Source organism: Anaerocolumna cellulosilytica (assembly GCF_014218335.1).
GTDB lineage: Bacteria > Bacillota > Clostridia > Lachnospirales > Lachnospiraceae > Anaerocolumna > Anaerocolumna cellulosilytica.
The window spans coordinates 1588264-1613767 of sequence record NZ_AP023367.1; the positions used below are offsets into that span (position 1 = coordinate 1588264).

Genomic DNA, 25504 nt, shown 5'->3' on the forward strand with positions numbered 1-25504 from the left:
AATTATATAGTGCATTGTATATTTAAGTATAGTTAAGTATTAAGGAGGATAAAATGAATAAAAAACTTATTGCATTTGTACGAGAACTGAACGAGATTGAATACGCATGCCAAAGGATGTTGTCTCAAGAGTATGCGGATGTTTTGGATGAGACAATAACGAGTAGTCAGATTATTATACTTAATCATCTCTATGACGGTGGTCGTCTACTCACTGGGGAATTAGCAAGATTGATGAACATCTCTCCAAGTGCAATTAGTCAGATGCTGAACAAAATGGAGAAACGCAAGCTTATCCGGCGATTTATAAACCCAGAAAACCGAAGGGAAATTTATGTAGAGCTGGACATTGCTGGAACTAACTATATTGGAACCAGTCAAAAAATAGAATTATCAATTATAGAGCGATTTTATTCCAAGCTCTCGATGGATGACCTAAAGGAGCTTAAGAGTATCATGCAAAAATTTAAGCAAATTATTGAGCAGGAACAAACGAATAAGTAAGATTTCAGGACATTCAATACAAAGGAGATTAAAAAGCAGATGGATAAAAGAAAAAAGGTGTGGTTTGTTAACTTAATATTGAGTATTACAGGGCTGGCCATTATCTTAACAGTGATTACCTTTATATCGCAGAACAAAAAGAATGAGGCAAAACCTGTCAAGCAGCCATCTTCTGGTGTAATTGACTCGGCTGAACTAGAGAAGCTGCTTAATCAGTTCATGGATGAAAAGATAGGTGTGGATAAGGAAGCTCCAGGAGCTGCTGTGGCGGTTGTACAAGATGGACGTATTGTATTGAGTAAGGGTTATGGTTATGCCGACCTGAACAAAAATACAGCAGTTGACCCAAAGCAGACCTTATTCCGAATTGGTTCAGTGACGAAGACATTCACGGCAGCAGCAATCATGCAATTGGTTGAGGAAGGGAAGCTGGACCTTTATAGGGATATTCAAGCATATCTTGATGGAATTGAGTTTAACAATCCATTTGCAGAACCTGTAACGATACATCATCTTCTTACGCATACCTCAGGGTTTCAGGTAACAACTGAAACTATGCAGGACATCTATGAAGACCTGAGTACCTTTATATCACTGAAAGAATATATTGATAAAAACAAACCTCCGGTTATACGCGAGCCCGGAACTTCTTATATGTATGATAATTACGCATATAATCTGCTTGGATTCATCATTGGGAATGTCACCGGAATGTCATACCAGCAGTATATGGAGGAGTATATACTTAAACCATTGAAAATGAATAATACACATATGATTATCACAGAACAGGCTTTGATGCACTTAGCTGTCGGATATGGAAGCGATGACAATCCACTTGCACCATATACTTTGACTCCGGCAGAAGCTCCTGACGGAGGGATGCTTACCACTGCCGAGGATGTGGCCCACTTTATGATAGCCCAGTTGAATGGAGGCATATATGATGGTAACTATTTGTGGAGTGAAGACTCCTTAAAGTTAATGCAACAGTACCAATCAAGCATCTCTTCCGAGTATCCAGACGCCTCATACGGATATGAAAATCTGTTGGAGTCTGGCAAACATTATGGGCAATGGATTATTGGCAAAGGAGGAGATGTACCTGGCTATAGCTCTTTTATCTTAATGTTTCCTAAGGAAAAATTCGGAATATTTATTGCTTTTAACAAACAGGTTTCGTCAGCTTATGTCGCAAGAGAATGGAATCAGCTGTTTATAGAGCAGTATCTTCCCGTTCCGTCTACCGCACCTCCCACTTACCTTAAATCGTCCCAACAGCAATTGAAGCGGTTTGAGGGGACATATTCAGACCTTAGGATTAAGATTATGCTGACGAAGGTTACGGCAACGGGCAATGGAGAGCTCACAGTAGAGGATGACTTCACTGGAGTTCACAAATTAAAGCAAAAGGAAGAGTTGGTCTTTGAAGATGAGAATGGAGATTTACTGGCATTCAAAGAAGACAAATCCGGTAATATAAACTATCTCAAATACGGAAATCCGGTCAGCTATGCCGGCAAATCTACGATTATTTTCCAGGATGTCTCTGCAAATAGTGTATATGAGCCATATATTAGCAACTTAAAGGCTATGGGGATTGTTTACGGGGCATCAAATGGAAAGTATCACCCGGAGCAGCCATTGACAAGGGCACAGTTAGCCGCAATGCTTGTCAGGATGATGGGGATTAACCTGGTTCAAACGAGACCGCAATTTATTGATACGGAAGGAACATGGGCTGAGCGCCAAGTAGAAACCGCTGTTGCTGCCGGCCTGATGAAAGGAATGGATGGACAGCATTTTGAGCCGGATAAGGTATTGACCCGCCAAGAGGTTGCAGCCATTCTTGTTCCAGTGTTCCAAACAGCGGTGCCTGATTTTCTTTCATTGTTTCAGTCTGAAAAGGTGAAACTCTCAGAAAAACCCACTTCTGAAGTTGCCGATAGTATAAAAGTTCTGGTTGCTGCCGGTATCACGGGTCCGGATACGGTCGTCAATGAGAATGGGACAGTTGTTTTTCGGGGAACAGAACTGTTGACGCGGCAAGAAGCGGCGGTTTGGTTCAATAATTTTATTCGTAAAGTGGTTCTTGGTATTGAATAATAGAATCAGTGAAAGATATAAAGAAAGAGGTTGCTTGCTTTTATAGCAACCTCTTTCTTTATAATGAAAAGTACTAATATCTATTATTAATGTTAAGACTAGCAAAAAAAGCTAATTCTTAAAAAGATTAATGATCATAAACTAAACTTGGTATGAATACAACAAAAAACCTAATTGACAACGAATATTTTTATCTGTTATAATAGACTGACAGTCGGTCTATAAGGAGTGATAAAAATGAGAGTAGTAAAAGATGCGAATGAAAGAAAAGAAGAAATACTAGATGCAGCACAGGAATTATTCATTCAAAAAGGGTTTGATGGAACAAGTACGAATGAGATTTTAGATAAAGTTAAGATTGCAAGAGGGACATTGTATTATCATTTTAAGTCCAAAGAAGATATTATGGATGCATTAATTGAACGATTAAATCAACAGATTTTAACCTCTGCCTCTAAAATTGCAGGGGATAAGAGCATATCCCTTGAGGAAAAATTAATAAGAGTTATTTTATCACTAAATATCAGTGGGGATGAAAGCAAAGAAATCATTGAACATATGCACAAGCCTCAAAATGCCTTAATGCATCAAAAAATGCAAAGCAAAGTAGTAAGTGGAATAACACCAATCCTGACGGATTTGGTACGAGAAGGGATGGAAGCAGGATTCTTTAACACGCCTTATCCATATGAATCGATAGAAATGATAATGATATATGCAAATGTAGCATTTGATAGTAATGAAAGCTATCTGATAGAAGAGCAGAGAAAAAATAAGGAATTAGCTTTTATATATCACATAGAAAGATTGCTCGGAGCAAAAGAAGGGAGCCTTAAGTTTATGAGGAATATGTTTGAGAACAGAAATGAGGCTTATAATGAATAAGGAAAGAAAAGGTTTCGGTTTCAAAAAATTTTTACTTCTGTGGTCGGGAGAATTTATATCAGCCATTGGCAGTGGTCTTACTTCTTTTGGTCTAGGTGTTTATGTTTATCAGATGACAGGCAAAGCTTCTGCAATGGCATTGGTCACATTATTTGCATTTATGCCTGGAATGTTGCTTAGTGCTCCGGCAGGAGTATTGGCAGACCGCTATGATAGGAGAATTTTGATGGTACTAGGAGACAGCCTTTCAGCACTTGGACTCCTTTATATTCTATGGTGCATGCTATCGGGAGAAGCAAAGTTGTGGCAGATTATGGTAGGGGTGACAATCAGTTCTGTTTTTTCTTCTTTGCTTGAGCCGGCATACAAGGCAACAATTACCGACTTACTTACGGATGAGGAATTTACAAGAGCAAGTGGCTTGGTTCAAGTAGCAGGCGCGGCAAAATATTTAATATCCCCAGTTTTAGCAGGATTTTTACTGACCGTTACAAATATTAAGCTGCTTCTCATTCTTGACATTGGAACCTTTTTTGTAACAGTTTTTTCAGCATTGGCAGTTAAGAGGGGGTTAAAATCTAAGAGGACAGATAATACTGCATCTTTCTTATCTGAATTTAAGGAAGGATTTAGAGCCATATCCCAAGAAAAAGGTGTTCTGATTCTTATTGTATTTGCTTACATAATCACATTCTTTTTAGGTTTTGTGCAAACACTTTGTATGCCAATGATATTATCTTTCTCAAGTAGTGGTGTTCTTGGAGTAATTGAAACAGTATCGGCGGCAGGAATGCTTGTAACAAGTGTAATTATCGGAATTTTCTCAATTAAGCTTTCATATGTTAAGTTATTGTCCTTATCTATTATGGGGGCGGGAATATTTCTTGTGCTATTTGGATTAAAAGAAAATGTGATACTAATTGGAATAGCCGGATTTTTATTCTTTTCTATGCTTCCGTTTGCCAATACCTGTCTTGACTATTTAATACGTATTAATCTTGATAATGAAGTACAAGGCAGGGCATGGGGACTAATTGGTGTTATATCCCAGATGGGTTATGTATTTGCCTATGTCTTATCCGGTAATCTTGCAGATTATGTATTTACGCCCCTTCTTATGGAAGATGGTGTTCTTGCGGATAGCATTGGTAGAATTACAGGAACAGGAGCCGGGCGTGGAATAGGATTACTCATAAGTGTATCAGGTTTTCTTTTGTGTCTTTCAGCAATTTTGTTAAAACAGATGAAATCAATCCAATCGCTTGAAAAAAAGGAGGATAATTATGTATCGCAGATTAATCTGGAATGATTTTAAAAAAAGTAAACTTAGTACATTGACCATTTTTATTTTTACTGGTCTTGTGGCTTTGCTTATTTCTGTCGCGGCTATTTTATTTGTGAATCTCACAGGTTCAATAGACACCTTGATGGAAAAAGCAAAGACGGCTCATTTTATGCAGATGCATACGGGTGAGATTAATCAGGAGAGGCTTAAACGCTTTGCTATGCAAAACAGTACTGTAGAGGAATACCAGGTTGCTGAATTCCTTAATATTGATGGCACAGATATCGTCTTAAAAAGCAAATCTCTTTCGGATAGTGTTCAGGATAATGGTGTCAGTATTCAAAATAAGAAGTTTGACTTGCTGCTTGATTTAGAGGGTAACGAAATCAAGGTACAAGATGGAGAAATTTATGTACCGATTATCTATAAAAAAGAATATGCTCTTACTATCCATGATAAGGTGTATATAAAGGGAATGGAATTTGTAATTGCAGGTTTTCTCAGAGATTCCCAAATGAATTCCTCACTTTCTTCTTCTAAACGGTTTTTAGTAAGCGAATCAGAGTATGAGAAATTAAAAGAAAAAGGAAATATAGAGTACCTGATTGAATTCCGGCTAGCAGACCTATCAAAGCTTGGAGAATTTGAGGCGGCATATACCAATTTCGGACTGGAGGCAAACGGCCCGGCGGTCACTTATCCTCTTTTTAAATTTTTGAGTGCCATTTCTGATGGAATGCTGATTGTAATTATTTTATTGATTAGTATTCTGGTATTGATAACGTCATTTTTATGTATCCGGTTTATTTTAGTTGCAAGGTTGGAAGAGGATTATAGAGAAATTGGTGTCATGAAGGCGATTGGAATCAGAGATTTTGATATTAAAAAGATTTATATGGCTAAATACGCAGTTATTTTTTTTAGTGGCTGTATGCTTGGGTACCTGCTATCTTTATTGATCCAAGATGAACTGCTTAAAAATATAAGGCTTACCATAGGAGAAAGTAAAAATGCCAATCTTTCGGTATCTATTGGAATGGTTGGAATTCTTGCAGTTTTTATTCTAATGATGCTTTATGTGAACAGGGTAATGAGATACTTTAAGAAGATATCCGGAGCCGAGGCAATACGTTTTGGCAGAAGACTAGAGAAGGGTTCCAGTATGGCTAGTCTTCAGCTAAACAAAAACAGACTTTATCCGGTTAATTTTTTCCTTGGAATGAAGTATGTATTGATTCGAAGGAAGCTGTACTTTGTTTTACTGCTGGTTCTGATTATTTCAACCTTTATTATGGTAGTTCCAAATAATCTCTATTCGACTCTTTCTTCTGAAAGCTTCATTACGTATATGGGAGTAGGAAAATGTGATTTCAGGGTTGATATCGCACAGTCAGAAGATATTTTATCAAAAACAAAAGAAGTAGTGAGTAAACTAGAAAAAGATCAGAATATTTTAAAATATACCCAGCTTACTACAAAGGCATTCATTATGACGACGGAAGAAGGGGAGAAAAAGAGCATTAAGATTGAACTTGGAGATCATACCGTATTTCCAATCCAGTATGAAAATGGTCAAGCACCTACTCTAGAGCATGAAATTGCGATTTCTGCCATGAACGCCGAAGCGTTGCAGAAAACGATTGGTGATACGATTTTAGTGAACATAGATGGGCAGGAAAGACCTCTTATTGTATGTGGAATCTATTCGGATATTACCAATGGAGGGAAAACAACAAAGGCGGCATTTACAAATAGGTCAGGAACAATCATATGGTCTGTTATCTGTGCACAGGCGAACAGAGGAATAGATATTGATTCTATTGTTTCAGAGTATGCTAAACAGTTTGATTTCGCAAAAATATCAGATGTTGATGTCTATGTAAGGCAAACGTTTGGCAATACACTGCAGTCAGTCAATATGGCAGCACGTACAGCGGTTCTGGTAGCAATGCTTATTCCGCTATTTGTTACTTTATTATTTATAAGAATGCTGGTAGCAAAGGATAAACATGCAAGAGCAATCCTGCGTGTGGTTGGATTCCGGCCTTCGGATATTACCAAACAGTATATGGGAGCTGCAATATTCATTTTAATACTTGCACTGCTTTTAGGCACAGGACTTTCCAATACGTTAGGGGAAGTGATAGCAGGTAAAATGATAAAAGGTCTGGGTGTTCATTCATTCCGATTTCATATCAATCCGTATGTGTCCTATATACGCAGTCCATTCCTGCTGGCAGGAATAACACTCATTGCAGTAATAATAGCGACTCATAATGCTGGTAAAGTAAAAATGGCAGAACAGATAAAGGAGTAGAGTATGAGTAAAGTGATACTAGGAGAAAATATTGAGAAGTTCTTTGGAGAGGGAAAAGAAAAAACAAAAGTATTAGATAACATAACGGTTTCGGTTGAAGAGGGGGAATTTGTATCTGTAATGGGGCCTTCAGGTTCAGGGAAATCAACTCTTTTATTTGCTCTTGGAGGAATCGATAGAGTGGATAAAGGAAGGATTGTATTTGACGGTAATGAATTGTCCGCTGGTAAGGAAAAAAAACTTTCAGATATACGAAGAACTGGCATGGGATTTGTATTTCAGCAGCCAACGATGTTAAAAAATCTGAATCTTCTTGATAATATCATTTTACCTGCTGTGAGGCAAGATAGAGGAAGAATAGAGCAAATTACAAAAAGAGCACTTGAACTTATGCGTCAGGCAGGAATCGAAGAATTAGCCAAAAGAGATATTACACAGGTGTCCGGTGGACAGCTTCAGCGTGCGGGAATCTGCCGCGCACTTATTAATAAACCTAAGATAGTATTTGGGGACGAGCCAACAGGTGCACTGAACTCAAAATCAGCAGAAACAATTATGGAATTGTTTACAGAAATTAACCAAGAAGGAACAGCCGTTATGTTAGTTACCCATGATGCAAGAGTCGCTGCCTGCTCGGAACGAGTTCTATTCTTGTGTGATGGAAAAGTTGTGAGTGAATTAAGACTTTCAAAATATAAAGAAAAAGACATGAAAAGAAGAATGGAACAAGTAACAGGACAGATGAGAGTGCTTGGAATTTAAGTGAGGCGGACAGCACCATTCACAAGATTACCTTACCTTTACACCTCTGATGTTTACAGTTTTTATATGTAAGTATCTGGGGAGCAGTATAAAGAGCGAGAATGGTGTTGCAAATGCCACTGTATCCCAATCACAGAATACAGATTACTTATAGCGCCTCTTGGTCTTAATTTATGGCAGCAAATACCTGTTTTGAATCAAGTCATATCATCCCGGAGCGCATCAATGATATTTTCTTTCTTTATCTTACTAATAGCATATAACATTGTAATGAACACAATAAAGAACACGCTGAACATACCGATTGTCATACTGCGCCATGGAAATAAAAAATCCAAGTTGTCCATCCTTTCTTGAGCCACCAACCCTTTAAAAATCAGCCACGAATTGATTCCTGCTATTGGAAGCCCAAATAGCAATGTCCTCATGCCATAAAAGATACACTCAAAATTCATCATTTTATTGAAATCCCGCTCAGACATTCCTACTGACCGGAGCATAGCAAGCTCACGCCTGCGCAGCCTGATATTTGTGGAAATCGTGTTAAACACATTGGCAATCGCAATCAGCGAAATCATGATGACAAAAACATAGGTGAACACATCAATAACAAATGTCAGACTGTGGTATTGTTCAAGTATCTTGTACACATTATGCAGAGTATATGCAGATGTAATCCCCGCACTCTGAAGTATCTTTTCCATTTCCGCTACCGATTTAGAAGGATTCTTTGACTGAAAGCCAAAACCTATAGTAACATGGTTATCCGGGATTACAAAATCCGCCATAAGTGAATAGGGAGCCACCACCATAAAAACACATGGATTTTGTTCGGGAGATTGCTTTTGATTTGGAGGCGGATCCACCGGGTACGTATCGACAAACATGATGTTTATATTTTGCCCCTGTTCCATATTTGACTTATCATTTGTCGCAGGAGAGACACTGAACGTCTTTGAAGGACTCGTGAACATATCAAACACCTCGGTCGTACCATCTTTCTTGTCAACCCGCTGTTTGGCAATGGCAACTATTTTCGAATTCTGTCCTGTATATTCGACTGTGGACAGGCCCAATTCATTGACAAAGTGAAGGTACTCGCTGTCAGGGATAAATTGAATGTCTATAGGCAGATGTACCGTTTCGTCTGACACAGTATATCCTGCGTATTCCCGGTAATAATCTGATAAATCCGTTGTATTAACGGAGCATGTATACGGGAGAATCACTTGGTACGAGCTTTCGTAAACTCCATCTGTGGTTTTTAGGTTGTCATAAAGGGAGAACATTTCGCGCTCATCCAAATCCTGAGTGATAAAAAGAATGTCATAATCCATATCCACTATATATTGTTTGGAAAGTTGCTTTAGGGTGGTTCCAAAGGCACTTCCTGATACAAACAGCACAAGGCTTAATGTAAGGGATAATACAATGCTGCGATAACGTTTTTTATTTCTCTTAAAGTTTTTCAACGCAAGAGTTCCCTCCAAACCATAAATCCGTTGTGAAAGTTTTGAAGTTCTCACGGTTTTTGATTCGGTTTTAACTTCTCCTGTCTGGCGAATACTCTCCATCACAGGAGTGTTTGCCGCCTTTCTGGCCGGGATATAGGCTGAAATCAAAATGGTAACCAAACTGACTGCTGCTGCCGCGATAATTGCAGGGACCGATACTGCTATAGTCAAAGGCACGTTACTGTGAAGAATGTTCTTAAAATTCCCTGCAACAATGGGAAGTAGAAGTCCAACGCTGCCTATACCGACTAGAACACCAATAGGTATGCCGATTATACCAATGCAAAGCCCTTCAAACAGTACGGAATTTCGCAGTTGTCTTGCTGTGGCGCCCACTGACGAGAGCATTCCGAACTGACGTATGCGTTCATTCAGTGAGATGTTGAAAGCGTTATAAATCAGAAAAATAGAGCCTACCATTATTATGGCAATCAAAATGCCGCCTACCGTATACAAAAGTGCGTTAAAGAGTTTATTGTCCGAAACGCCAAGAAAGCGCAGAACAGAATCATTAAAGACATAAGCACCTGCACCTGCTTTGCTGCTTGCATAAGCCTTTATCCCACGCGGGTTTTTTAGCTTGACAAATAGGCTGAAGCTGTCTGCCTGATTCGTTGTATCTGCTTTCGTTATCAGGGTATATCCTGGTGCAGAATGTTCTTCAAAACCGGGTCTTTCGCAGATTCCCACAACTGTGTAGGTTCTATCTTCTTCCGGCACAAGTACTTCTTTGGCTACTCCTGATTTTCCCACAGAAAGATAAGGGTCATATTGACTAAGATTCTTACCCCCATCCATGCGGCTTCCCACTGCAAGTGAAAGGGTGTCACCCACCGTAAATCTGACACCGCCCTTTAGTGCAACGTGTGCCGGAACAAGAACCTCTCCGCTATTTTCAGGCTGTCTGCCGGAAATCAGGCTTATGGGTAAGGTATGAAAGGTTTCCTGGCTGAATCCGGCTATAAAAAGATAGGGCTTTTCAGGGCTTTTCACACCGTCAAGCATTGCATAGCCGATATTTTCAAATACTGCGGTATTTGTAACTTCATTGTCATGGGTTCGCTCCTGCACGAAAGAGGAGGGGGCATCCATAAACGCAACATGCCAATCGCCGTATTTCTGGATGGAAATGTTTAACAGAAAGCTTAACAAGGTAGTACCAAAGGTGGCGACTGCCGTAATCATGGCGGCGGAAAGAATAACTCCGATAATTGTGACAATGGTTCGGGTACGGCTTTTTTTCATGCTTTGAAGAGTGACTTTGTTAAAAATGTTCATGGCCGCACCATCCTCTCATCCCGCGTTACTTTGCCGTCTGATATACCGATAATACGGTCTGCCTGCAAAGCAATATTTTCGTCATGGGTGACTAGGAGCAGGGTCTGCCCGTATTTTTTATTGCTTTCTTTCAGAAGCTTAATGATTTCGTGTCCATTCTGGCTGTCTAAACTGCCGGTGGGTTCATCGGCAAGCATGACTGCTGGGGCGTTCATCAAAGCACGTCCTATGGAAACACGCTGCTGCTGACCGCCTGAAAGCTGATTCGGTAAGTGCATTTTACGGTCTTGCAATCCAAGCATTTCAAGTAAGTCATTCAGACGTTCTTCATTGACTTGCCGTTTGTCCATCAGGATAGGCAAGGTAATATTTTCTACCACATTCAAAGTGGGAATAAGATTGTGGAACTGGTAAATCAGTCCGACCTGCCGTCTGCGGAATATGGCAAGTTTCTCATTGCTCCCTGCATATACATCCTGCCCGTCCAAATACACCTTTCCGCTTGTTGGCACATCCACGCCGCCGATGATGTGCAGCAATGTGGATTTGCCGGAGCCGGAGGAGCCGATGATTGCAGTAAATCCCCCCTTTTCAATTGTAAGCGAAACATGGTCAAGGGCGGTAACTTGGTTTTCACCCTTGCCATAGACCTTGCAGAGATTTTCAATTTTTAAGAACTCCATTATATGAGTCTCCTTTCTTATGGTAACTCCATTCCTGCGCATATTTTTGCACATCTGAAGTTTTGTGCTGTGTAAAGATATTTTTACTTCACACGTTACCCATATAATAGAACAGTCAACTTACATCTCGGTGACTTTTTGGTGAGAGATTCGTCACTTTGGGAAACGGACAGAAAATAGTGCTCCTCCCTTGGGGTGATTCTTTGCAGTAATCGTCCCGCCCTGCCGGGTTATAATCATCTTGCAGAGAGCCAAGCCAATTCCGTATCCTGTAGCGTTTGTATTTTTACCACGATAAAACCTGTCAAATAAGCAGGGCAAGTCTTCTTTTTCAAAGCCCTCACCACTGTCGTGGATGGCAATCTCGGTAAACAATGGATTGTCCATACAGACAAGTTCAATTATCCCGTTCTCGCCTGTATTTTCTATGCAATTTTTAAGGATGTTTTGAATTGCTTCCGAAAGCCATCTTAAATCACCCTGAATAGTCAAACCACTCGGTATATTTACCTGTACAGCAATATTGTGCAGTTCCATCGGGATTAAGAACGGGCGTAGTGCAGTGTTTATTAGTTTATGTACATCTATCTGCTCGCATTGGAATAGCACAATACCTGCATCCAAGCGGGATAATTTTAGAAGAGAAGTAATCAGCCAATCCATATGGAGAAGCAATTCTTCTGTTTCCCGAACGAATGCTTTCCGCTCGTTTTCATCCGGAGTATTCCCTAACAAAGACAGGATGAGGTTGGCGGATGTGAGCGGAGTTCGGAGTTGGTGGGCTATATCGGCCAGTGAATCGGCAAGATGTTCTTTTTCTTTTTTTAGTTCGTAGTTTTGCTCTCTAATTCGCAACAACATTTTAGAAATTTCGCTTTGAAGAATAGAAAGTTCGCCCTCCTCCGATTCGCCGATATACAGATGGTCAGCATTATGAAGTACATGGTCGATTTGATCTGAAATCCGTGCAATATTTTTGTATCTAGTACTGGTAAATATATAAAAAGCTATGCCAAAGGCAGCGGCAGAGGTGGTGATAAGGATACCCGCCGATTTATTGATTGCAAATCCCAGTATTATGGCGACAGCGGCTATTAAGGAGAAGATAAGGGTAAACTGTCTATACTCTCTATTCCGAAGCATACTCATCTCCCAATCGATACCCTGTCCCCCGAACGGTTAGAATAATCTGGGGGCTTGCTGGGTCGTCCTCTATCTTTTCCCGTAATCGTTTTATGTACACAGTTAATGTATTGTCATTGACGAACTCCCCTGCTGCGTCCCATAATTCGTCAAGCAGCCTGCCCCTCGTGAGTATACTTTTAGGATTGCTTATAAATACCAATAACAAGCGGTATTCCAGTGCTGAGAGGAAAATCTCACTACCGTTTTTTTTCACAATGCCGCTGGCCGTATCCACATGAAGTCCGCGAATTTCATAATCTAACCTGAACCGTCCGCTTTTTCGTAGGGCGGTTCCTATTCGCGCAATCAATTCACGCGGGCGAAAAGGCTTGGTGATATAGTCATCTGCACCCATGTTAAGCCCTGTGACAACACTAGCCTCATCACCGGATGCCGTTAAAAAGATAACGGGAATATCGCCTGTTTCTTTTATTTCCGTGCAAACAGTAAAGCCATTGCCATCAGGCAATGAAATATCAATGAGTGCCAAGTCAAATGTATTCCCGGTAAGTGCGGCAAGGGCTTCACTCCGCGTAGGAGCGTGTGTGACTGAAAAACCTTCTTCTCGGAGCAAAAGTATAAGGTTTTTTGCAATTGCCTTATCATCCTCAACTAAAAATATTCGTTTCAATTATTTTTACCTTCCTTTACATTACTTTTCTATATCGCCCGTTATAACCCGGTACACAATCATTTTATCTATAATTTTCATATGTTTTGCTGCTTCTTCTGTTGTTCTATAGTCCATCTATAACACCTCCATAACAGTATTATATTTTTTTTGACGGGAATATACAAGTTTAGATAACAAACAAAATGGGGAGCACTGAAGGAGAAGCTGTTGAAAAACAAAAAATTCACAAATATGGTATAATGGTTTCATAAATCATGTACTGGGAAATCATCTTTTTAGGCAGATAAAAACTTTTAAAAAAATTTTCTTCTGCAAGCTGTAATAAAAAAGTGAATTTTGTGACTTATATTATGAAAGGAGGGGCCGATGTTTTCGATTGAAGAACTATATCAGACTTATAAAAAGGATATATTTTGTTACCTACAAAGTTTAACAAGAGATTATACATTATCCGAGGATTTACTTTCCGAAACTTTTATGAAAGCATTGCTTGCATTACCCTCTTTCAGAGGAGAGTCTTCTATAAAGACTTGGTTGATTGGTATAGCACGAAATGTGTGGCTTCAGCATTTACGAAAAGCAAGACATTGGGTTCAATATGATGACCTTTTGTGTGTATATTTGACTGAAAGCGAAAGCGTAGAAGAACATTTTATTACTAAGGAGAAGTTAGAGCGTATTCGTGCACTTCTAAAGACAAAGGATGAGAGAACACGTTCTATTGTGGATTTACGTGTTGAAGGCTGGTCTTATACAGAAATAGCTAAAAAGTGGAGTATTACTGAAAACTCCGCCCGCGTTATCGACTTCCGTACCCGAAAATGGATGAAAGAAACTCTTAGAAAGGAGGAACTTTTATGAAGAAACAATATATTTCTTGTGATGTATGCCAGGATTTGATTCCCCTGGTGAAAGATCAAGTTGCTAGCGAAGATAGTATAACTTTAGTTAGCGAGCATGTAGCCTCCTGTACAATGTGCCAACAATTAATTGATAAGCATGAATTATCCGCTGACATACCAATTAATGATAAGAGAGTATTGTCCGCTATACACAGGAAATTTTACCTTGGTGGACTGATTTTGCTTGGTGCAGGTACATTGTTTGGTATTTATCTGACAAACTCCATGGGTATATTTTATAATTTCGCTGTTATGCCGCTGATGGGTGCTCTTGGTTATTTTACCTTTAGGCGATTCTGGCTTTTTGTGCCGTTTGTAATCGGAATAGTAACCTTTATATGGACAGCTGTACCTATGTTACAGAATAAATTAGAGAATGTTATACTTGCCTGTACATTTTATGCAGCTATCTATGCGGTACTATGCTTATTAGGTGGAGTTGCAGCTTTACTTTTGCATTTTGCCTTTACTAAAGAAACGCGACCAAAGGTCGCAGATGGGAGCTAATTATGAAAAAGAAAAATATATTTTTGAGAATACTTGCTGCTGCCACCGGGCTAATGATTATTTTTTTGTTACTTATGATACTTAACAGTATGGTTGGAAATCCCATATCGGCATATATTGCCACAAATAAAATTCGTACTTATATAACAGAGGCGTACCCTGCGGAGAACTTAATTATTGACAAGGCTTCTTACAATTTTAAAGACAATAGCTATGGTTGTGTAGTGCATTCATCAACCAGTGAGGACACTATTTTCTTTGTATCGGTGAGATATGGAAAAATTAATGACGATTATCCTTATGAAGTGGCGAATAAATATACCACTCTCCGTCGACTTGAAGATGCCTTAGATAAAGAAGTGGAAGCTATTATTAAGGATGGCTTTCCTTATCAAATGCGGTTATTTGGTGCAAAAATAATTGAGGATGATGTACAGAATTTAACTTTGGATATGCCATATAATATAAAAGAACTCCCAGGTTCCATTGAAGTAATAGTTTGGACCTGTGCTGAAAAGCCAAGCTATGACATAATGGCACAGCGTATGCTGGAGCTAAAGAATCTTATGGAGCACTATGACATTCCGGTTGAAAGATACTCTCTTAGTCTGGAGTATCCTTACCACGAGGAAGATGGGCAACTGATTCCGGATATGTTTGACAGCCTGACGGTTAATGAATTCCCGGCTGAACAACTAATTGATAGTTCTGATTTACCGCGTTTATTAGAAGAATATGCCGTGAAAAAAGAAACAGAAGGAGAAAAAGTAAAGGAAGCGGAGATAAAAGATACAAATGAAAAGAGTCTGGAATAAAATCAAAAAAATAGCCAACGTTTGAAGAACAATATAGGGAAGATTAGAAGGAGAGTCAGTATGAAAAATTTTTATATAAATCTGAATAGTAAGGAGAGTTGCTTGCTATGACACAATTTACAGAGGAAGTCCTTGTAATAATACAGAGAATACCATATGGGAGCGTTATGAGCTACGGTCGGATTGCAAGACTTGCAGGAAATGCAAGAGGAGCGAGGCAGGTAGTCAGGATACTTCATTCAATGACTGAGAAGTACAATCTCCCATGGCATCGGATAATTAATTCCAAGGGCAAAATATCTATTACGGATGAAAGCTATGCAGCGATTCAAAGAGAACTTCTTATATCGGAAGGAGTAGAAGTATCGGAGAATGGATACATAGATATATCTAAATATGGTACTTGAGCTACTTAAACGATGCCGTCTCAATTTATACCAAGTTATAAGAACACTAATTCCTAAAGTATGGATTTGAACTATATTTAGGTTTAATAAAACAAGTTAAATTATGTTAATGCACTCATTTATTAATGGGTGCATTTTGCTGTAGAAAAAAGAATAAATCCTTTGAAATTTCTACGTCATTGGTATATAATGGGGTAACTAAATAATTGCATGATATGAAATTTAGAAAGCTAGTAACAAGTTGAAATCGGATGATTGAATGTGATAGGAGTGATGGAGTATTTCCCGAAAGTATAATCGAGTATAGTTTTTGATGAGGAAATGTGATTGTGGGATAAATTTTTACCTTAAGACAAGAGAAGGGAATGGACATACAAATGAAGAAAATGGGTATAGTTTTTACAATTATAGGAGCAATATTAATGTTATTTATAGTAATTGTTACCACCCAAATCTATAAGTATTATGGGGATGATTCTATAGGTAGCTTTTCAAATGCATATTATTATATCATTTTAATTGATGTATTGTTTTTTGCTGTAGGAGGCTTCTGTCTTACCTATAAGCAGTTAAAAAAGAGGAGTGAGCAGAGAAAGCAGATTCTGGAGGCAAGGAAAGCGCAGAGCAAACCAGCAACAAAACCAGTTGCAAAACCGGCAACAGAATCAGTATCACAGCAAACTGCTCCGAAACCTGCCCCAACTAGACTTCAAAAACCAAGTGTGCCGGGTAGTGCATCACAGCCACAGTCAATTCAGTCTATATATCTTTATGAGAACGCACATCCACTCGTTATAATAAGGTGTGTTGTGGGAATTATAATGATGACAGGATCATTGGCATCCATACCTTTTTTGGTGGAGATTGTGCCAGAAGATTACATATTGGCCTACGCAACAGCTGCAACTGTATTATTTTGGAGTGGACTACTGATTTTAGGAGCAGCCAGATCTCATGCAAAACTGCAAAAAACATCGGGCTTTGTAGTAACACTGGATGATCTTCTCTACTATCTAAGTATCGACCCAATTGTATATCAGGACAAGAGAATACCGTTTACGAGGCTTGGAAGATTCATCTACAATACCAAGAAAATGCAACAAGTAAGTGAAGCTGAGAGAGCACAGGAAGAATTTTTAAATAGTAAAGATGCAAAAGAGGAAATTGAAGAATGCCTGAATGGAAATCAGGTTCGTGGTTTATTTCGCATAGCCCGTATGGATGCACCACATATAATGCGAAGAAATACAAGTAATATTCATGTAAAGTATTGGAATGAAAAATTGAGTCGAGTTGAAAAAATAACTTTATTCAAGAATAACAAGGGAATTCAGCAGATTTTAAGTACAATAAATAAACTAGACCAGAAAATCGACTATAAAGAATTTGAAAAGAGTCTGCACAAGCAGTAAATATGGCAGTAAGGAAAATAAGATGGAGATATCGTTCTAATGGCTAAATATGGTTGTAAGAACAAATGATAAAAATAGCAGGAAAACAAGGTGAAAAATGAACAGAAGGAATTGTATTAACACCACAACATCTATAAGAAAGCTAACGTATATTTTTATTATTATAAGCCTTTTAGCATTGACTGGCTGCACATCGAAGGAGGAAAGGCAGAAAGCAAAAGATAATGAAGTACTGGCTAAACCCATTGTACAGGAGTATCTGGAACTAAATTACGGTGGTGGAAAAGTAGACTATCTGGACTGCCTGAAAACACCAATAACCGATAACGGTCCAATACCCCTTTTCTATAAAAATGCCAGTCCTTTCGTCAAAGCATCCGTTCGTGTAAATGATAAGGAATTTTTAGTGATTGCCAATGTTGAAACGGGCAAATGCTATGACAATTATAATGAGTCATTGGTCTTGGAGGATTTAAAAAGTTATGTGGTATCTTCTTTGTCAATTGATGCTCCCTATGAGATGGAAGTACATTACTATCCAAAGGAGCTTATTGGAGAAGTGGACAATAGTAAATATGAAAATTTTGCAGAATATGGCATAAGCTCGACAGACGGTTTATTTAAAAATGACCATTATCGAATTTATGTAGTATGCAAATATATTGACAGTGATATGGAATTTGGAAGTGTTGATACCAAGCACTTTTTCCCAGAAACGGAGGTATCCGAGGTATACCTGGCGCTTATAAATTTCCGCAATAAAGACAGATATATTAAAGGAGATATGGTATCAGTCAGCAACTTTAGATTTAATGATTATCAACATTATTACAGTTTAAGTGATGTCGTTACCGCTAAAAAAGAAAAAGTATTGGATTACGAGTCTCAAAATTACGTTTATGACGATAATGTCGATTACAACTATGCCCGTTATCGTTTAGAGAGCATGAATGGTATAGAATTCGTCTGGAATGATTCACTCTTTTCGGTAGATTTGGAGGTAGTACCGGCTGAGAAAGAGATTCAAACCAAGTTTTATGAGTATTACACCACCAACGATGAAGCCGTGTATCTTGAGAGTACTCCGCGACTTGAGAATACGGATTACATTAGGAAAGATATTGATAATAAAATATACTGCTATTTTGATAAAGCAATGTATGATCAAGAAATATTAATTACTTATAATAACGATAGTTACAATAAAGAGGATGATTGGACTGTGAAAGAGACTCTTTCCCTGAAAACAGACGGTTACATATATGAACACTTATATATTTCCGATAATAAAAAAACAACAATGACCCTTGGGTTTTATAAAGAAAAATAATCAGATATAGTACAGCAATCTGGAGTACATGACAGACTAAGTATGCATGTAGTATCAATTGAGAGTTAGTTATATTGTCAGATTGCAGGTAGTTTAATATAATACATAAAGCTGCCTCAAAAAGGGTAAACCGAGTCTGTGAAAGTTTTTCTGTAAATAAGGATTTATTAGGTCTTCTATGATAAAATATTAAATCATAGGAGGCCTTTTATTATGGCAAGAGAAAAGAAACCAGTACACAGAGTACAAATGACGGACGGAAAACGCAACATCATTCAACAACTTCTGCAGGAGTACGACATCCAGTCTGCAGAAGACATTCAGGATGCACTCAAGGATCTGCTTGGCGGCACCATCAAAGAAATGATGGAAACAGAAATGGATAACCATCTTGGCTATGGAAAGTCAGAGCGTTCGGACAGTGACGATTACCGCAATGGCTACAAGCCCAAGCGTATCAACAGTAGCTATGGAAGCATGGATATCCAAGTCCCGCAGGACCGCAAGTCCACCTTCGAGCCGCAAGTAGTCAAGAAACGCCAGAAGGATATATCAGATATCGACCAGAAGATCATCTCCATGTATGCCAAAGGTATGACCACCAGACAGATTTCTGATACTCTCGAGGATATTTACGGTTTTGAAGCTTCGGAGGGCTTCATTTCAGACGTTACAGATAAAATCATGCCACAGATTGAGGACTGGCAGAATCGTCCTCTTTCAGAGGTATATCCAGTGCTTTACATTGATGCAATCCATTATTCCGTTCGTGATAACGGGATTATCCGTAAGCTTGCAGCATATGTCATCCTTGGCATTAACAATAACGGGCACAAGGAAGTATTGACCATAGAGGTAGGGGAAAACGAAAGCTCTAAGTACTGGCTTTCCGTTCTAAATGGATTTAAGAACCGCGGTGTAAAAGATATTTTAATTATCTGTGCGGATGGTCTGACCGGAATCAAAGAAGCAATCTCTGCGGCATTTCCTAAAACAGAGTATCAGCGCTGTATCGTTCATCAGGTACGGAATACAATGAAATATGTCGCTGACAAGGATAGGAAACCATTCTGCACAGATTTAAAATCCATTTATCAGGCAGCTAACGAGGAAAAAGCGCTTGAAGCTCTCGAGAGGGTCATCCAAAAATGGGACGAAAAATATCCAAACTCTATGAAAAGTTGGAAGCAGAACTGGGATGCTATTTGTCCAATTTTTAAGTTTTCAACAGAAGTGCGTAAAGTTATCTATACTACAAATGCGATTGAAAGCCTGAATGCAACTTACCGAAAGCTAAACCGTCAAAGGAGCGTATTTCCTAGTGATACAGCGCTTCTGAAAGCCCTGTATTTATCTACTTTTGAGGCGACCAAGAAATGGAATATGCCGCTTAGGAACTGGGGACAGGTCTACGGTGAACTCAGTATCATGTATGAAGGGCGGCTACCTGAATAATCATTTATTCATACGAATTTTTCACAGGCGGAATATCCGCCTGCTATTGACATGTAGCAGCATACGCTGTTATAAATAAAACAAGGTCTGAAAGCTTATTGCTAAGCCTTCAGACCAGTTATTATCATAGAAGATCAGTAATTACAGACTTTTCTTCACACACTCGATAAACCTTAAGAGGCGGCTTTTTATTTGCATTTTATTACAAGTGTACCATTATCTAAAACCCATGGACTTCTTAACAATCTCCATTTCATCGTTTGAGGTTAATAATTCTAATAACTTAAAGGCGACACCTGGTGCAGTTTCAGGACAGTAAGAGGTAATTACATTCTTGTCAACTACGATGGGCTCATTTATCACATGTACATTAAATCCTTTTAATTGGTTTTGCCGCATTCCATCTCCCAAATGATAGGTTGTTGCTTTTCGATTATTTAATATTCCACTTTTGCCTAAGGGTAAGGCACCGACGCAAATCGATGCGATAATTTTATTTTTGGCGTCAAAGCTTCTTATAAGGTCTAAAAAGTTTTCATTATAAGCTTCTTCATAAAAGCCGAAATCTTCAAATCCACCTGGGATTGCCAAGGCATCGTAGTCATCAACGGAGATTTCTTCTATTGTCTTTTCAACTAGTACAGGGATATTAAATGCACTTATAACTTCTCTTTTGAATCCACATGTCACTACAGAAACATCTATTCCATAGTCGTTTTTTGCCCAACCCATAACATCTATAAATGGACTGAATTCCATTGTTTCAAATCCCTTGGCTAAAAATAGTAAAATTTTCATTTTTAATCTCCTTAACGTGAATGAAGTGCAACCGTATGAAATATAATCATATTACCATAGTTAGTAACTCATTTCAATTAATACAAGTGATATCGGTGTGATATCGGATTGTTTTGCATCAAGTTATTAAGGATGTAAGTTTATATCAAATTTAATTTAACAAATGCCTTGTATAGCCCATCATTATCTACATCATCCGTTACATAATCTGCCATTTCTTTGATTTCCTTACCGCCACTTCCCATTGCAACACCATATGCGCAATAATTTAGCATTGGAATATCTATTTTTGCATCTCCAAAAGCAATCGTGTCCGATATATCGGCATTTAAGTAAGTTAACAGGTGCTCAATTGCATTGGCTTTGCTAATCCCCTTAACCCCTAAATCTCCAAAAAGAGCTTCTTCATTTTTTCCTCCCCAGGTACCGGATTCTAATTCTGGGAATCGTTCTTTTGTGTCTATAAAATCCTGATAGCAATCCAGAACATAGCTAACTTTATTAACATCATCCCGGTACAAGTGTCCGCCAAAAATCATTTCGGGAAACACTTTGCGAATTGTCATACGACTAGCATCATCATTACCTTTTCTTTTTGAATATTCTTGAATGGTTACTACAGCTCTAGTTTCAAATTTTTCGCTTGCAAATAACCCATTGTTGCTTTCTAAGTAAAATGCAAGACCGCGGTGATGCAGCCAGTCCACAATTTCTTTACATTGTTCCTTGGTAATCATCTGGTGCATCACTATATGACTATTAGCTTCTACATAGCTTCCATTTCCGCCTATCATTCCATCCAGACCTATATCCCAAATATTTTGGTACACTTCTGCCTTACTGCGGCCCGTACTTATATATACTTTATGGCCATTTTCTCTTGCTTTTCGAATTGCTTTTACAGCAGATGCAGGTAGGTTGTTATCATAATCCACCAGTGTTCCGTCTACATCGATAAATAGCATTTTACCCATAGTTATTTCTCCTTTATTTTCAATCTGTTAGCCTTATAATAATACACCTTCAATGAACTTTCTATTATAATTTAGTTTATTTTTATCATAATTTTATATTAGTAACAAGCCATAAACTATGACTAAAAGACGTTTGACTTATGAAAGCCCCATTTGGCAGTATGGGGGAGGATGTATGGATATGCGCGCCAACCAGGTTGAGTGGTAAAGAAGGATTCTTTGCTAATCTACTACAGAAGTGAAGCCATGATTCGTTCCGAGTTCTTCGAACTTGATCACTCTGGAACAAATTTGCTCAGCCAGCTCAAGGCTATGGGTAACGACCAAAAGCCCCAAGCCTCTTTTTTCAAGGATAGTAAGCATTAATCGCCACATTTGTGCCTGGGTTATGACATCAAGCATGGTGGTCATTTCATCAGCGATTACAAATTGTGTCTGAGGACCCAATGCTCTTGCTACACAGAAGCGCTGCAGTTCCCCACCTGATAATTCGTTAGGGTAACGGGTTAGCCATTGTTTTTCAATTCCCATTTCTGCTAAGAAAGTCTCGTCAGGCTCCCAAGCTTCATTTAGAGTTTTTTGTAGTTTCCACCTTGGATTAATTGCCTTTTCAGGGTGCTGATAGATTAATTGCACCGGACAGTACCCCTCTTTTGGAAGAGGTTTTCCCTCAAAAAGTACACTGCCGGAAGAAGGTGTCAAATAACCTGCTAAAATTTGAGACAAGGTACTTTTACCACAACCGGAAGGGCCTATTAGTGCCACTCGTTCTCCAGGTTTAATTCCTAAATTGATATCCTTTAATACCATGTTATTTTTAGTATATCCAAAACAGATATCTTTTGCTTCAAGTAGCATGTATACAGCACACCTCTCCTCCTCGTAATGGTCGCATGGAAGGTCTTTCTTCACATGCTTTGGTTCTTTGGGGACATCTTGGGGCGAATAAGCAGCCTTTTGGAAGCTCGCCTGCATATGGCTGTGAGCCTTCAATGGGCTGAAATCCGTTTTGAGGCATGGCACGCCATAAGGCTTTTGTGTAAGGGTGCCGCAATGCCTCAACTCCTGTATTAAAATCTTTTGCAGCAGCTACCTCTACGGTTGTGCCGGAATAAAAAACAGCTATCCGGTCTGCATAGGCCAATGCAAGGTCTAGATCATGGGTAATTAGTATAACACCACGGCCTTCATCAGCCAGCGCACGGAAATGTCCCATAGTTGTTTGTGCAATCTCTTTGCTAAGACCTGGTGTCGGTTCATCCGCAATTATCAGCTTCGCATTACTGATTACGGCAGTTGAGACCAGGACGCGTCTGGCCATACCTCCGGAAAGCTGAAAGGGATACATTTTTTTGACAGAATCCTCTAATCCATATTTTTTAAATACTGCCTTCTGCTTTTCTTTACTGCCATCAACACCGATTACCTGCCGTCCGACCTGCATCAGCGGGTCTAAGTATTCCACTGACTGGGGTACGAGAGCAATTTCTTTTCCCCGAAGCTGTTCCTGCTTTTTACGGGTAAGCTCCTTCCCACAGTAAAGCAACTCCCCGTTTACCCGTGAGTTGTTTGGTAAAATACCTAATATGGCATGTGCCAGCAGACTTTTTCCGGAACCGGAGGAGCCGGCAATGGCAAGAATTTCCCCTTCTTTTACAGATACACTTAAATCACTGATTACAGTAAGTTCCTTTTGTTCCAGTCCCTGACCGTACATTAGAAATGAAACCGACAAATTATTGATATCAAGCATATTCTTACTCATCTTAACACCCGTGCCTTTCATTTTTTATCGACCTACTCAAAAATTGAACAGGCTTAATATAGAAAGGTTGAAAATGGTCTTTTTCAACCTAATGCCCTCATCATTCCTGTGCACTGCCAGGATCTAGCAGCAGCCTAAGGTACTCACCAAGTTTATCAAACAACATTACAACGATAACCAGCATTGCTCCGGGGAATAAGACTAACCACCACATTCCGGTAGCAATGTGTTTGAGTGCTTCAGATAAAATGTTTCCAATAGCAGGCGCATCAATGGGGAGTCCAAAGCCTAAAAAGGTTAGTCCTGCTTCGTGGAGAATGGCATGAGGAAACAGCAAAATTAAACCTATAATAAATTGCGGCAGAACATGGGGAACGATATGACGCAAGGCCACCCGTAGTTTACTAGTACCAAACTTACGGGAAGTTTTAACATATTGGGCATTCCTTACTTGCATAACCTCCCCTCGAATAACCCGAGTCAGATTGGGCCAATGTGTTAAGGCAATGCCTATGATGACACCTTTAAGTCCTCCTCCTAACATAAAGGAAATCAGCATAAGCAATACAATATGTGGAATTCCCATAAATAAATCTACAAAATAGGAAACTACCTTATCTAGCAAGCTCCCTGCAGTTGCTGCGAGCAGTCCCAAAGCAAGTGCCATACATGCACTGACTGCCCCGGCCAGTGTACCAATTAAAATACTTGTGGACAAACCTTTAATCGAACGAAAAAACATGTCCCGACCTAAATAATCTGTTCCAAAGGGATGTATGAAAGAAGGGAGCAGCTTTTTTGCTGAGTAATTAGGTGCATATAGCTCCGGGTTCATAAAAATTCCGGCTAAAGATATTATAACGAGCAGTGAAGCAATAACACATGCTAAAACGATGGTCTTTATTCTTCGATTTATTTTATTTTTGATTTTGAGGTATTTCATAAGAGAGTACCTCCCTCACGAATTTGTGGATTTAGTATTCCGTATAGAAGGTTAGCACTCAAATTACCAACGAATACAAAAAGGACGGAACATAATGCGATACCAAGCAGTAAAGGAACATCTCCCTTTAGACCTGCAGCACTTGCAGCACTGCCGAGTCCAGGGTAGGAGAAGACATTCTCCGCCAGCACACTCCCCCCAAACAGTTCGCTAAAAGACGCGAATTGTAGTGTTATGGCAGGTATAGCGATGTTCCTAAGTCCGTGCCTTCTGATTAAGGTCCATTTATTTTCACCCCGTGCTTTGGCAAATAATATATAATCGCTTTTTAAAACATCAATGATTTTCTGTCTGGTGTGTAATGCAATACTGGAAATCCCGGTAATGCTCAGGGTAAGAGCAGGCAATATAAGATGATGTACTCGTTCTAAGAGGGTAACCTCACTAGAAAGTTTCCCAATAGGTACTGATAATCCAATGGGAAACCATCCAAGTCTTATGGAGAACAGCATCAGCATCAGAAGAGCAATCCAAAAAGTGGGGGTAGAGGATATAACAAAGCAAAAAGTTTTCACGCATTTATCAAAAAGGCTTCCCTGCATCGCACCGGACATAATTCCCAGTAAAAAACCGAATAGACCGGATAATAACCAAGCAATTGCCATTAAAGTAACGGAGGCAAGAAAACGACTTCCCAAAATCTGTGTTACGGGTTTTTGATAGGTGATAGAGGTTCCCATGTCGCCTTGCATCAGTTTAGAAAGCCATGTGAAATAACGTTTTACAGGAGGCTCATTAAGTCCCCAATATTCCGCCACATTCTCTCTTTGCTCCTGAGATACATTAGACTCCGCACCTACATAAGCATCAATGGGATCAATGGGAGAAGAAATAACTAATAAAAAAGAAATAATACTAACGCCTGCCAATAAGAGTATCATCCGTAATAAAGTGGTGACAGCATGCTTCAAAATTTGATTCATTGAATTATCTCCAATCATGCTATAAGTTGTTTTTGTTTTTTCTGAACAAACCGTAAAAGTC

23 protein-coding genes are annotated in these 25504 nt (G+C 39.1%); 13 read left to right on the forward strand and 10 right to left on the reverse strand.

The window, feature by feature from the left end; genetic code table 11:
• The first annotated feature begins 53 nt into the window (after positions 1–53).
• The 6 genes from acsn021_RS06950 to acsn021_RS06975 all read left to right on the forward strand — a co-directional run bounded on the left by acsn021_RS06950 (position 54) and on the right by acsn021_RS06975 (position 7858).
• Positions 54–503, forward strand: coding sequence for a MarR family winged helix-turn-helix transcriptional regulator (locus acsn021_RS06950; RefSeq protein WP_184092484.1), 450 nt, complete (start codon positions 54–56; stop codon positions 501–503).
• 39 nt (positions 504–542) lie between these two features.
• Positions 543–2609, forward strand: coding sequence for a serine hydrolase (locus acsn021_RS06955; protein ID WP_184092485.1), 2067 nt, complete (start codon positions 543–545; stop codon positions 2607–2609).
• 237 nt (positions 2610–2846) lie between these two features.
• The gene (locus acsn021_RS06960; RefSeq protein WP_184092486.1) at positions 2847–3494 is read left to right on the forward strand and encodes a TetR/AcrR family transcriptional regulator; all 648 of its coding nucleotides are present in this window, start codon (positions 2847–2849) and stop codon (positions 3492–3494) included.
• A complete protein-coding gene (locus tag acsn021_RS06965) occupies positions 3487–4803 on the forward strand; it encodes an MFS transporter (protein ID WP_184092487.1) in 1317 nt (438 codons plus the stop codon). The genes acsn021_RS06960 and acsn021_RS06965 overlap by 8 nt, the downstream gene beginning before the upstream one ends.
• A complete protein-coding gene (locus acsn021_RS06970) occupies positions 4778–7096 on the forward strand; it encodes an FtsX-like permease family protein (protein ID WP_184092488.1) in 2319 nt (772 codons plus the stop codon). The genes acsn021_RS06965 and acsn021_RS06970 overlap by 26 nt, the downstream gene beginning before the upstream one ends.
• Positions 7097–7099: 3 nt before the next feature.
• Positions 7100–7858 (forward strand): ABC transporter ATP-binding protein, encoded by a 759-nt coding sequence (locus tag acsn021_RS06975; RefSeq protein ID WP_184092489.1) that lies wholly within the window; start codon positions 7100–7102, stop codon positions 7856–7858.
• A 197-nt stretch (positions 7859–8055) separates the two neighbouring features.
• On the opposite strand, the gene acsn021_RS06980 is transcribed toward acsn021_RS06975, so the two are convergent.
• The 4 genes from acsn021_RS06980 to acsn021_RS06995 all read right to left on the reverse strand — a co-directional run bounded on the left by acsn021_RS06980 (position 8056) and on the right by acsn021_RS06995 (position 13149).
• Entirely contained in the window at positions 8056–10650 is a 2595-nt protein-coding gene (locus tag acsn021_RS06980; RefSeq protein WP_184092490.1) for an ABC transporter permease, read from the reverse strand.
• On the reverse strand, positions 10647–11333 hold the full coding sequence (locus tag acsn021_RS06985) for an ABC transporter ATP-binding protein (RefSeq protein ID WP_184092491.1): 687 nt from the start codon (positions 11331–11333) through the stop codon (positions 10647–10649). Before acsn021_RS06985 ends, acsn021_RS06980 begins: the two co-directional genes overlap by 4 nt.
• 153 nt (positions 11334–11486) lie before the next feature.
• Positions 11487–12476 (reverse strand): sensor histidine kinase, encoded by a 990-nt coding sequence (locus acsn021_RS06990; RefSeq protein WP_184092492.1) that lies wholly within the window; start codon positions 12474–12476, stop codon positions 11487–11489.
• A complete protein-coding gene (locus tag acsn021_RS06995) occupies positions 12463–13149 on the reverse strand; it encodes a response regulator transcription factor (RefSeq protein WP_184092493.1) in 687 nt (228 codons plus the stop codon). The genes acsn021_RS06990 and acsn021_RS06995 overlap by 14 nt, the downstream gene beginning before the upstream one ends.
• Before the next feature lie 369 nt (positions 13150–13518).
• Between acsn021_RS06995 and acsn021_RS07000 the strand changes: the two genes are divergently transcribed.
• The 7 genes from acsn021_RS07000 (at position 13519) to acsn021_RS07030 (ending at position 19980) form a co-directional block, all read left to right on the forward strand.
• Positions 13519–14013, forward strand: a complete 495-nt coding sequence (locus acsn021_RS07000; protein ID WP_184092494.1) for an RNA polymerase sigma factor — start codon at positions 13519–13521, stop codon at positions 14011–14013.
• Positions 14010–14561 carry a hypothetical protein gene (locus acsn021_RS07005; protein WP_184092495.1) on the forward strand — a complete coding sequence of 184 codons (552 nt, stop codon included), beginning with the start codon at positions 14010–14012 and terminating at the stop codon, positions 14559–14561. Before acsn021_RS07000 ends, acsn021_RS07005 begins: the two co-directional genes overlap by 4 nt.
• A gap of 2 nt (positions 14562–14563) precedes the next feature.
• A complete protein-coding gene (locus acsn021_RS07010) occupies positions 14564–15376 on the forward strand; it encodes a YfjL-like protein (RefSeq protein WP_184092496.1) in 813 nt (270 codons plus the stop codon).
• A gap of 107 nt (positions 15377–15483) precedes the next feature.
• A complete protein-coding gene (locus acsn021_RS07015) occupies positions 15484–15783 on the forward strand; it encodes an MGMT family protein (RefSeq protein WP_184092497.1) in 300 nt (99 codons plus the stop codon).
• Positions 15784–16205: 422 nt separating this feature from the next.
• Positions 16206–17195, forward strand: a complete 990-nt coding sequence (locus acsn021_RS07020; protein ID WP_184092498.1) for a hypothetical protein — start codon at positions 16206–16208, stop codon at positions 17193–17195.
• A gap of 97 nt (positions 17196–17292) precedes the next feature.
• Positions 17293–18525, forward strand: coding sequence for a hypothetical protein (locus tag acsn021_RS07025; protein WP_184092499.1), 1233 nt, complete (start codon positions 17293–17295; stop codon positions 18523–18525).
• A gap of 213 nt (positions 18526–18738) precedes the next feature.
• Entirely contained in the window at positions 18739–19980 is a 1242-nt protein-coding gene (locus tag acsn021_RS07030; RefSeq protein WP_184092500.1) for an IS256 family transposase, read from the forward strand.
• Between the two features lie 216 nt (positions 19981–20196).
• Here the strand turns inward: acsn021_RS07030 and acsn021_RS07035 are convergent, their stop codons facing one another.
• The 6 genes from acsn021_RS07035 to acsn021_RS07060 all read right to left on the reverse strand — a co-directional run bounded on the left by acsn021_RS07035 (position 20197) and on the right by acsn021_RS07060 (position 25443).
• Positions 20197–20778, reverse strand: a complete 582-nt coding sequence (locus acsn021_RS07035; protein ID WP_184092501.1) for a DJ-1/PfpI family protein — start codon at positions 20776–20778, stop codon at positions 20197–20199.
• Positions 20779–20918: 140 nt separating this feature from the next.
• Complete coding sequence (locus tag acsn021_RS07040; RefSeq protein ID WP_184092502.1) at positions 20919–21752, reverse strand: HAD family hydrolase; 834 nt, start codon at positions 21750–21752, stop codon at positions 20919–20921.
• 222 nt (positions 21753–21974) lie between these two features.
• Positions 21975–22610, reverse strand: coding sequence for an ABC transporter ATP-binding protein (locus acsn021_RS07045; RefSeq protein ID WP_184092503.1), 636 nt, complete (start codon positions 22608–22610; stop codon positions 21975–21977).
• The gene (locus acsn021_RS07050) at positions 22600–23517 is read right to left on the reverse strand and encodes an ABC transporter ATP-binding protein (protein WP_184092504.1); all 918 of its coding nucleotides are present in this window, start codon (positions 23515–23517) and stop codon (positions 22600–22602) included. Before acsn021_RS07050 ends, acsn021_RS07045 begins: the two co-directional genes overlap by 11 nt.
• 100 nt (positions 23518–23617) lie before the next feature.
• On the reverse strand, positions 23618–24460 hold the full coding sequence (locus acsn021_RS07055; protein WP_184092505.1) for an ABC transporter permease: 843 nt from the start codon (positions 24458–24460) through the stop codon (positions 23618–23620).
• On the reverse strand, positions 24457–25443 hold the full coding sequence (locus tag acsn021_RS07060; protein WP_184092506.1) for an ABC transporter permease: 987 nt from the start codon (positions 25441–25443) through the stop codon (positions 24457–24459). Before acsn021_RS07060 ends, acsn021_RS07055 begins: the two co-directional genes overlap by 4 nt.
• Between the last annotated feature and the right edge of the window lie 61 nt (positions 25444–25504).

Bases quoted from the DNA above. Each gene is read 5' to 3' on its own strand.
- acsn021_RS07060 (WP_184092506.1), bottom strand. From the start codon at position 25,443: ATGAATCAAATTTTGAAGCATGCTGTCACCACTTTATTACGGATGATA.
- acsn021_RS06980 (WP_184092490.1), bottom strand. From the start codon at position 10,650: ATGAACATTTTTAACAAAGTCACTCTTCAAAGCATGAAAAAAAGCCGT.
- acsn021_RS07050 (WP_184092504.1), bottom strand. From the start codon at position 23,517: ATGAGTAAGAATATGCTTGATATCAATAATTTGTCGGTTTCATTTCTA.
- acsn021_RS07005 (WP_184092495.1), top strand. From the start codon at position 14,010: ATGAAGAAACAATATATTTCTTGTGATGTATGCCAGGATTTGATTCCC.
- acsn021_RS07015 (WP_184092497.1), top strand. From the start codon at position 15,484: ATGACACAATTTACAGAGGAAGTCCTTGTAATAATACAGAGAATACCA.
- acsn021_RS07030 (WP_184092500.1), top strand. From the start codon at position 18,739: ATGGCAAGAGAAAAGAAACCAGTACACAGAGTACAAATGACGGACGGA.
- acsn021_RS06965 (WP_184092487.1), top strand. From the start codon at position 3,487: ATGAATAAGGAAAGAAAAGGTTTCGGTTTCAAAAAATTTTTACTTCTG.
- acsn021_RS06960 (WP_184092486.1), top strand. From the start codon at position 2,847: ATGAGAGTAGTAAAAGATGCGAATGAAAGAAAAGAAGAAATACTAGAT.
- acsn021_RS06985 (WP_184092491.1), bottom strand. From the start codon at position 11,333: ATGGAGTTCTTAAAAATTGAAAATCTCTGCAAGGTCTATGGCAAGGGT.
- acsn021_RS06950 (WP_184092484.1), top strand. From the start codon at position 54: ATGAATAAAAAACTTATTGCATTTGTACGAGAACTGAACGAGATTGAA.
- acsn021_RS06970 (WP_184092488.1), top strand. From the start codon at position 4,778: ATGTATCGCAGATTAATCTGGAATGATTTTAAAAAAAGTAAACTTAGT.
- acsn021_RS07010 (WP_184092496.1), top strand. From the start codon at position 14,564: ATGAAAAAGAAAAATATATTTTTGAGAATACTTGCTGCTGCCACCGGG.
- acsn021_RS06955 (WP_184092485.1), top strand. From the start codon at position 543: ATGGATAAAAGAAAAAAGGTGTGGTTTGTTAACTTAATATTGAGTATT.
- acsn021_RS06990 (WP_184092492.1), bottom strand. From the start codon at position 12,476: ATGCTTCGGAATAGAGAGTATAGACAGTTTACCCTTATCTTCTCCTTA.
- acsn021_RS07000 (WP_184092494.1), top strand. From the start codon at position 13,519: ATGTTTTCGATTGAAGAACTATATCAGACTTATAAAAAGGATATATTT.
- acsn021_RS07040 (WP_184092502.1), bottom strand. From the start codon at position 21,752: ATGGGTAAAATGCTATTTATCGATGTAGACGGAACACTGGTGGATTAT.
- acsn021_RS06975 (WP_184092489.1), top strand. From the start codon at position 7,100: ATGAGTAAAGTGATACTAGGAGAAAATATTGAGAAGTTCTTTGGAGAG.
- acsn021_RS07045 (WP_184092503.1), bottom strand. From the start codon at position 22,610: ATGCTACTTGAAGCAAAAGATATCTGTTTTGGATATACTAAAAATAAC.
- acsn021_RS07035 (WP_184092501.1), bottom strand. From the start codon at position 20,778: ATGAAAATTTTACTATTTTTAGCCAAGGGATTTGAAACAATGGAATTC.
- acsn021_RS07025 (WP_184092499.1), top strand. From the start codon at position 17,293: ATGAACAGAAGGAATTGTATTAACACCACAACATCTATAAGAAAGCTA.
- acsn021_RS07055 (WP_184092505.1), bottom strand. From the start codon at position 24,460: ATGAAATACCTCAAAATCAAAAATAAAATAAATCGAAGAATAAAGACC.
- acsn021_RS07020 (WP_184092498.1), top strand. From the start codon at position 16,206: ATGTTATTTATAGTAATTGTTACCACCCAAATCTATAAGTATTATGGG.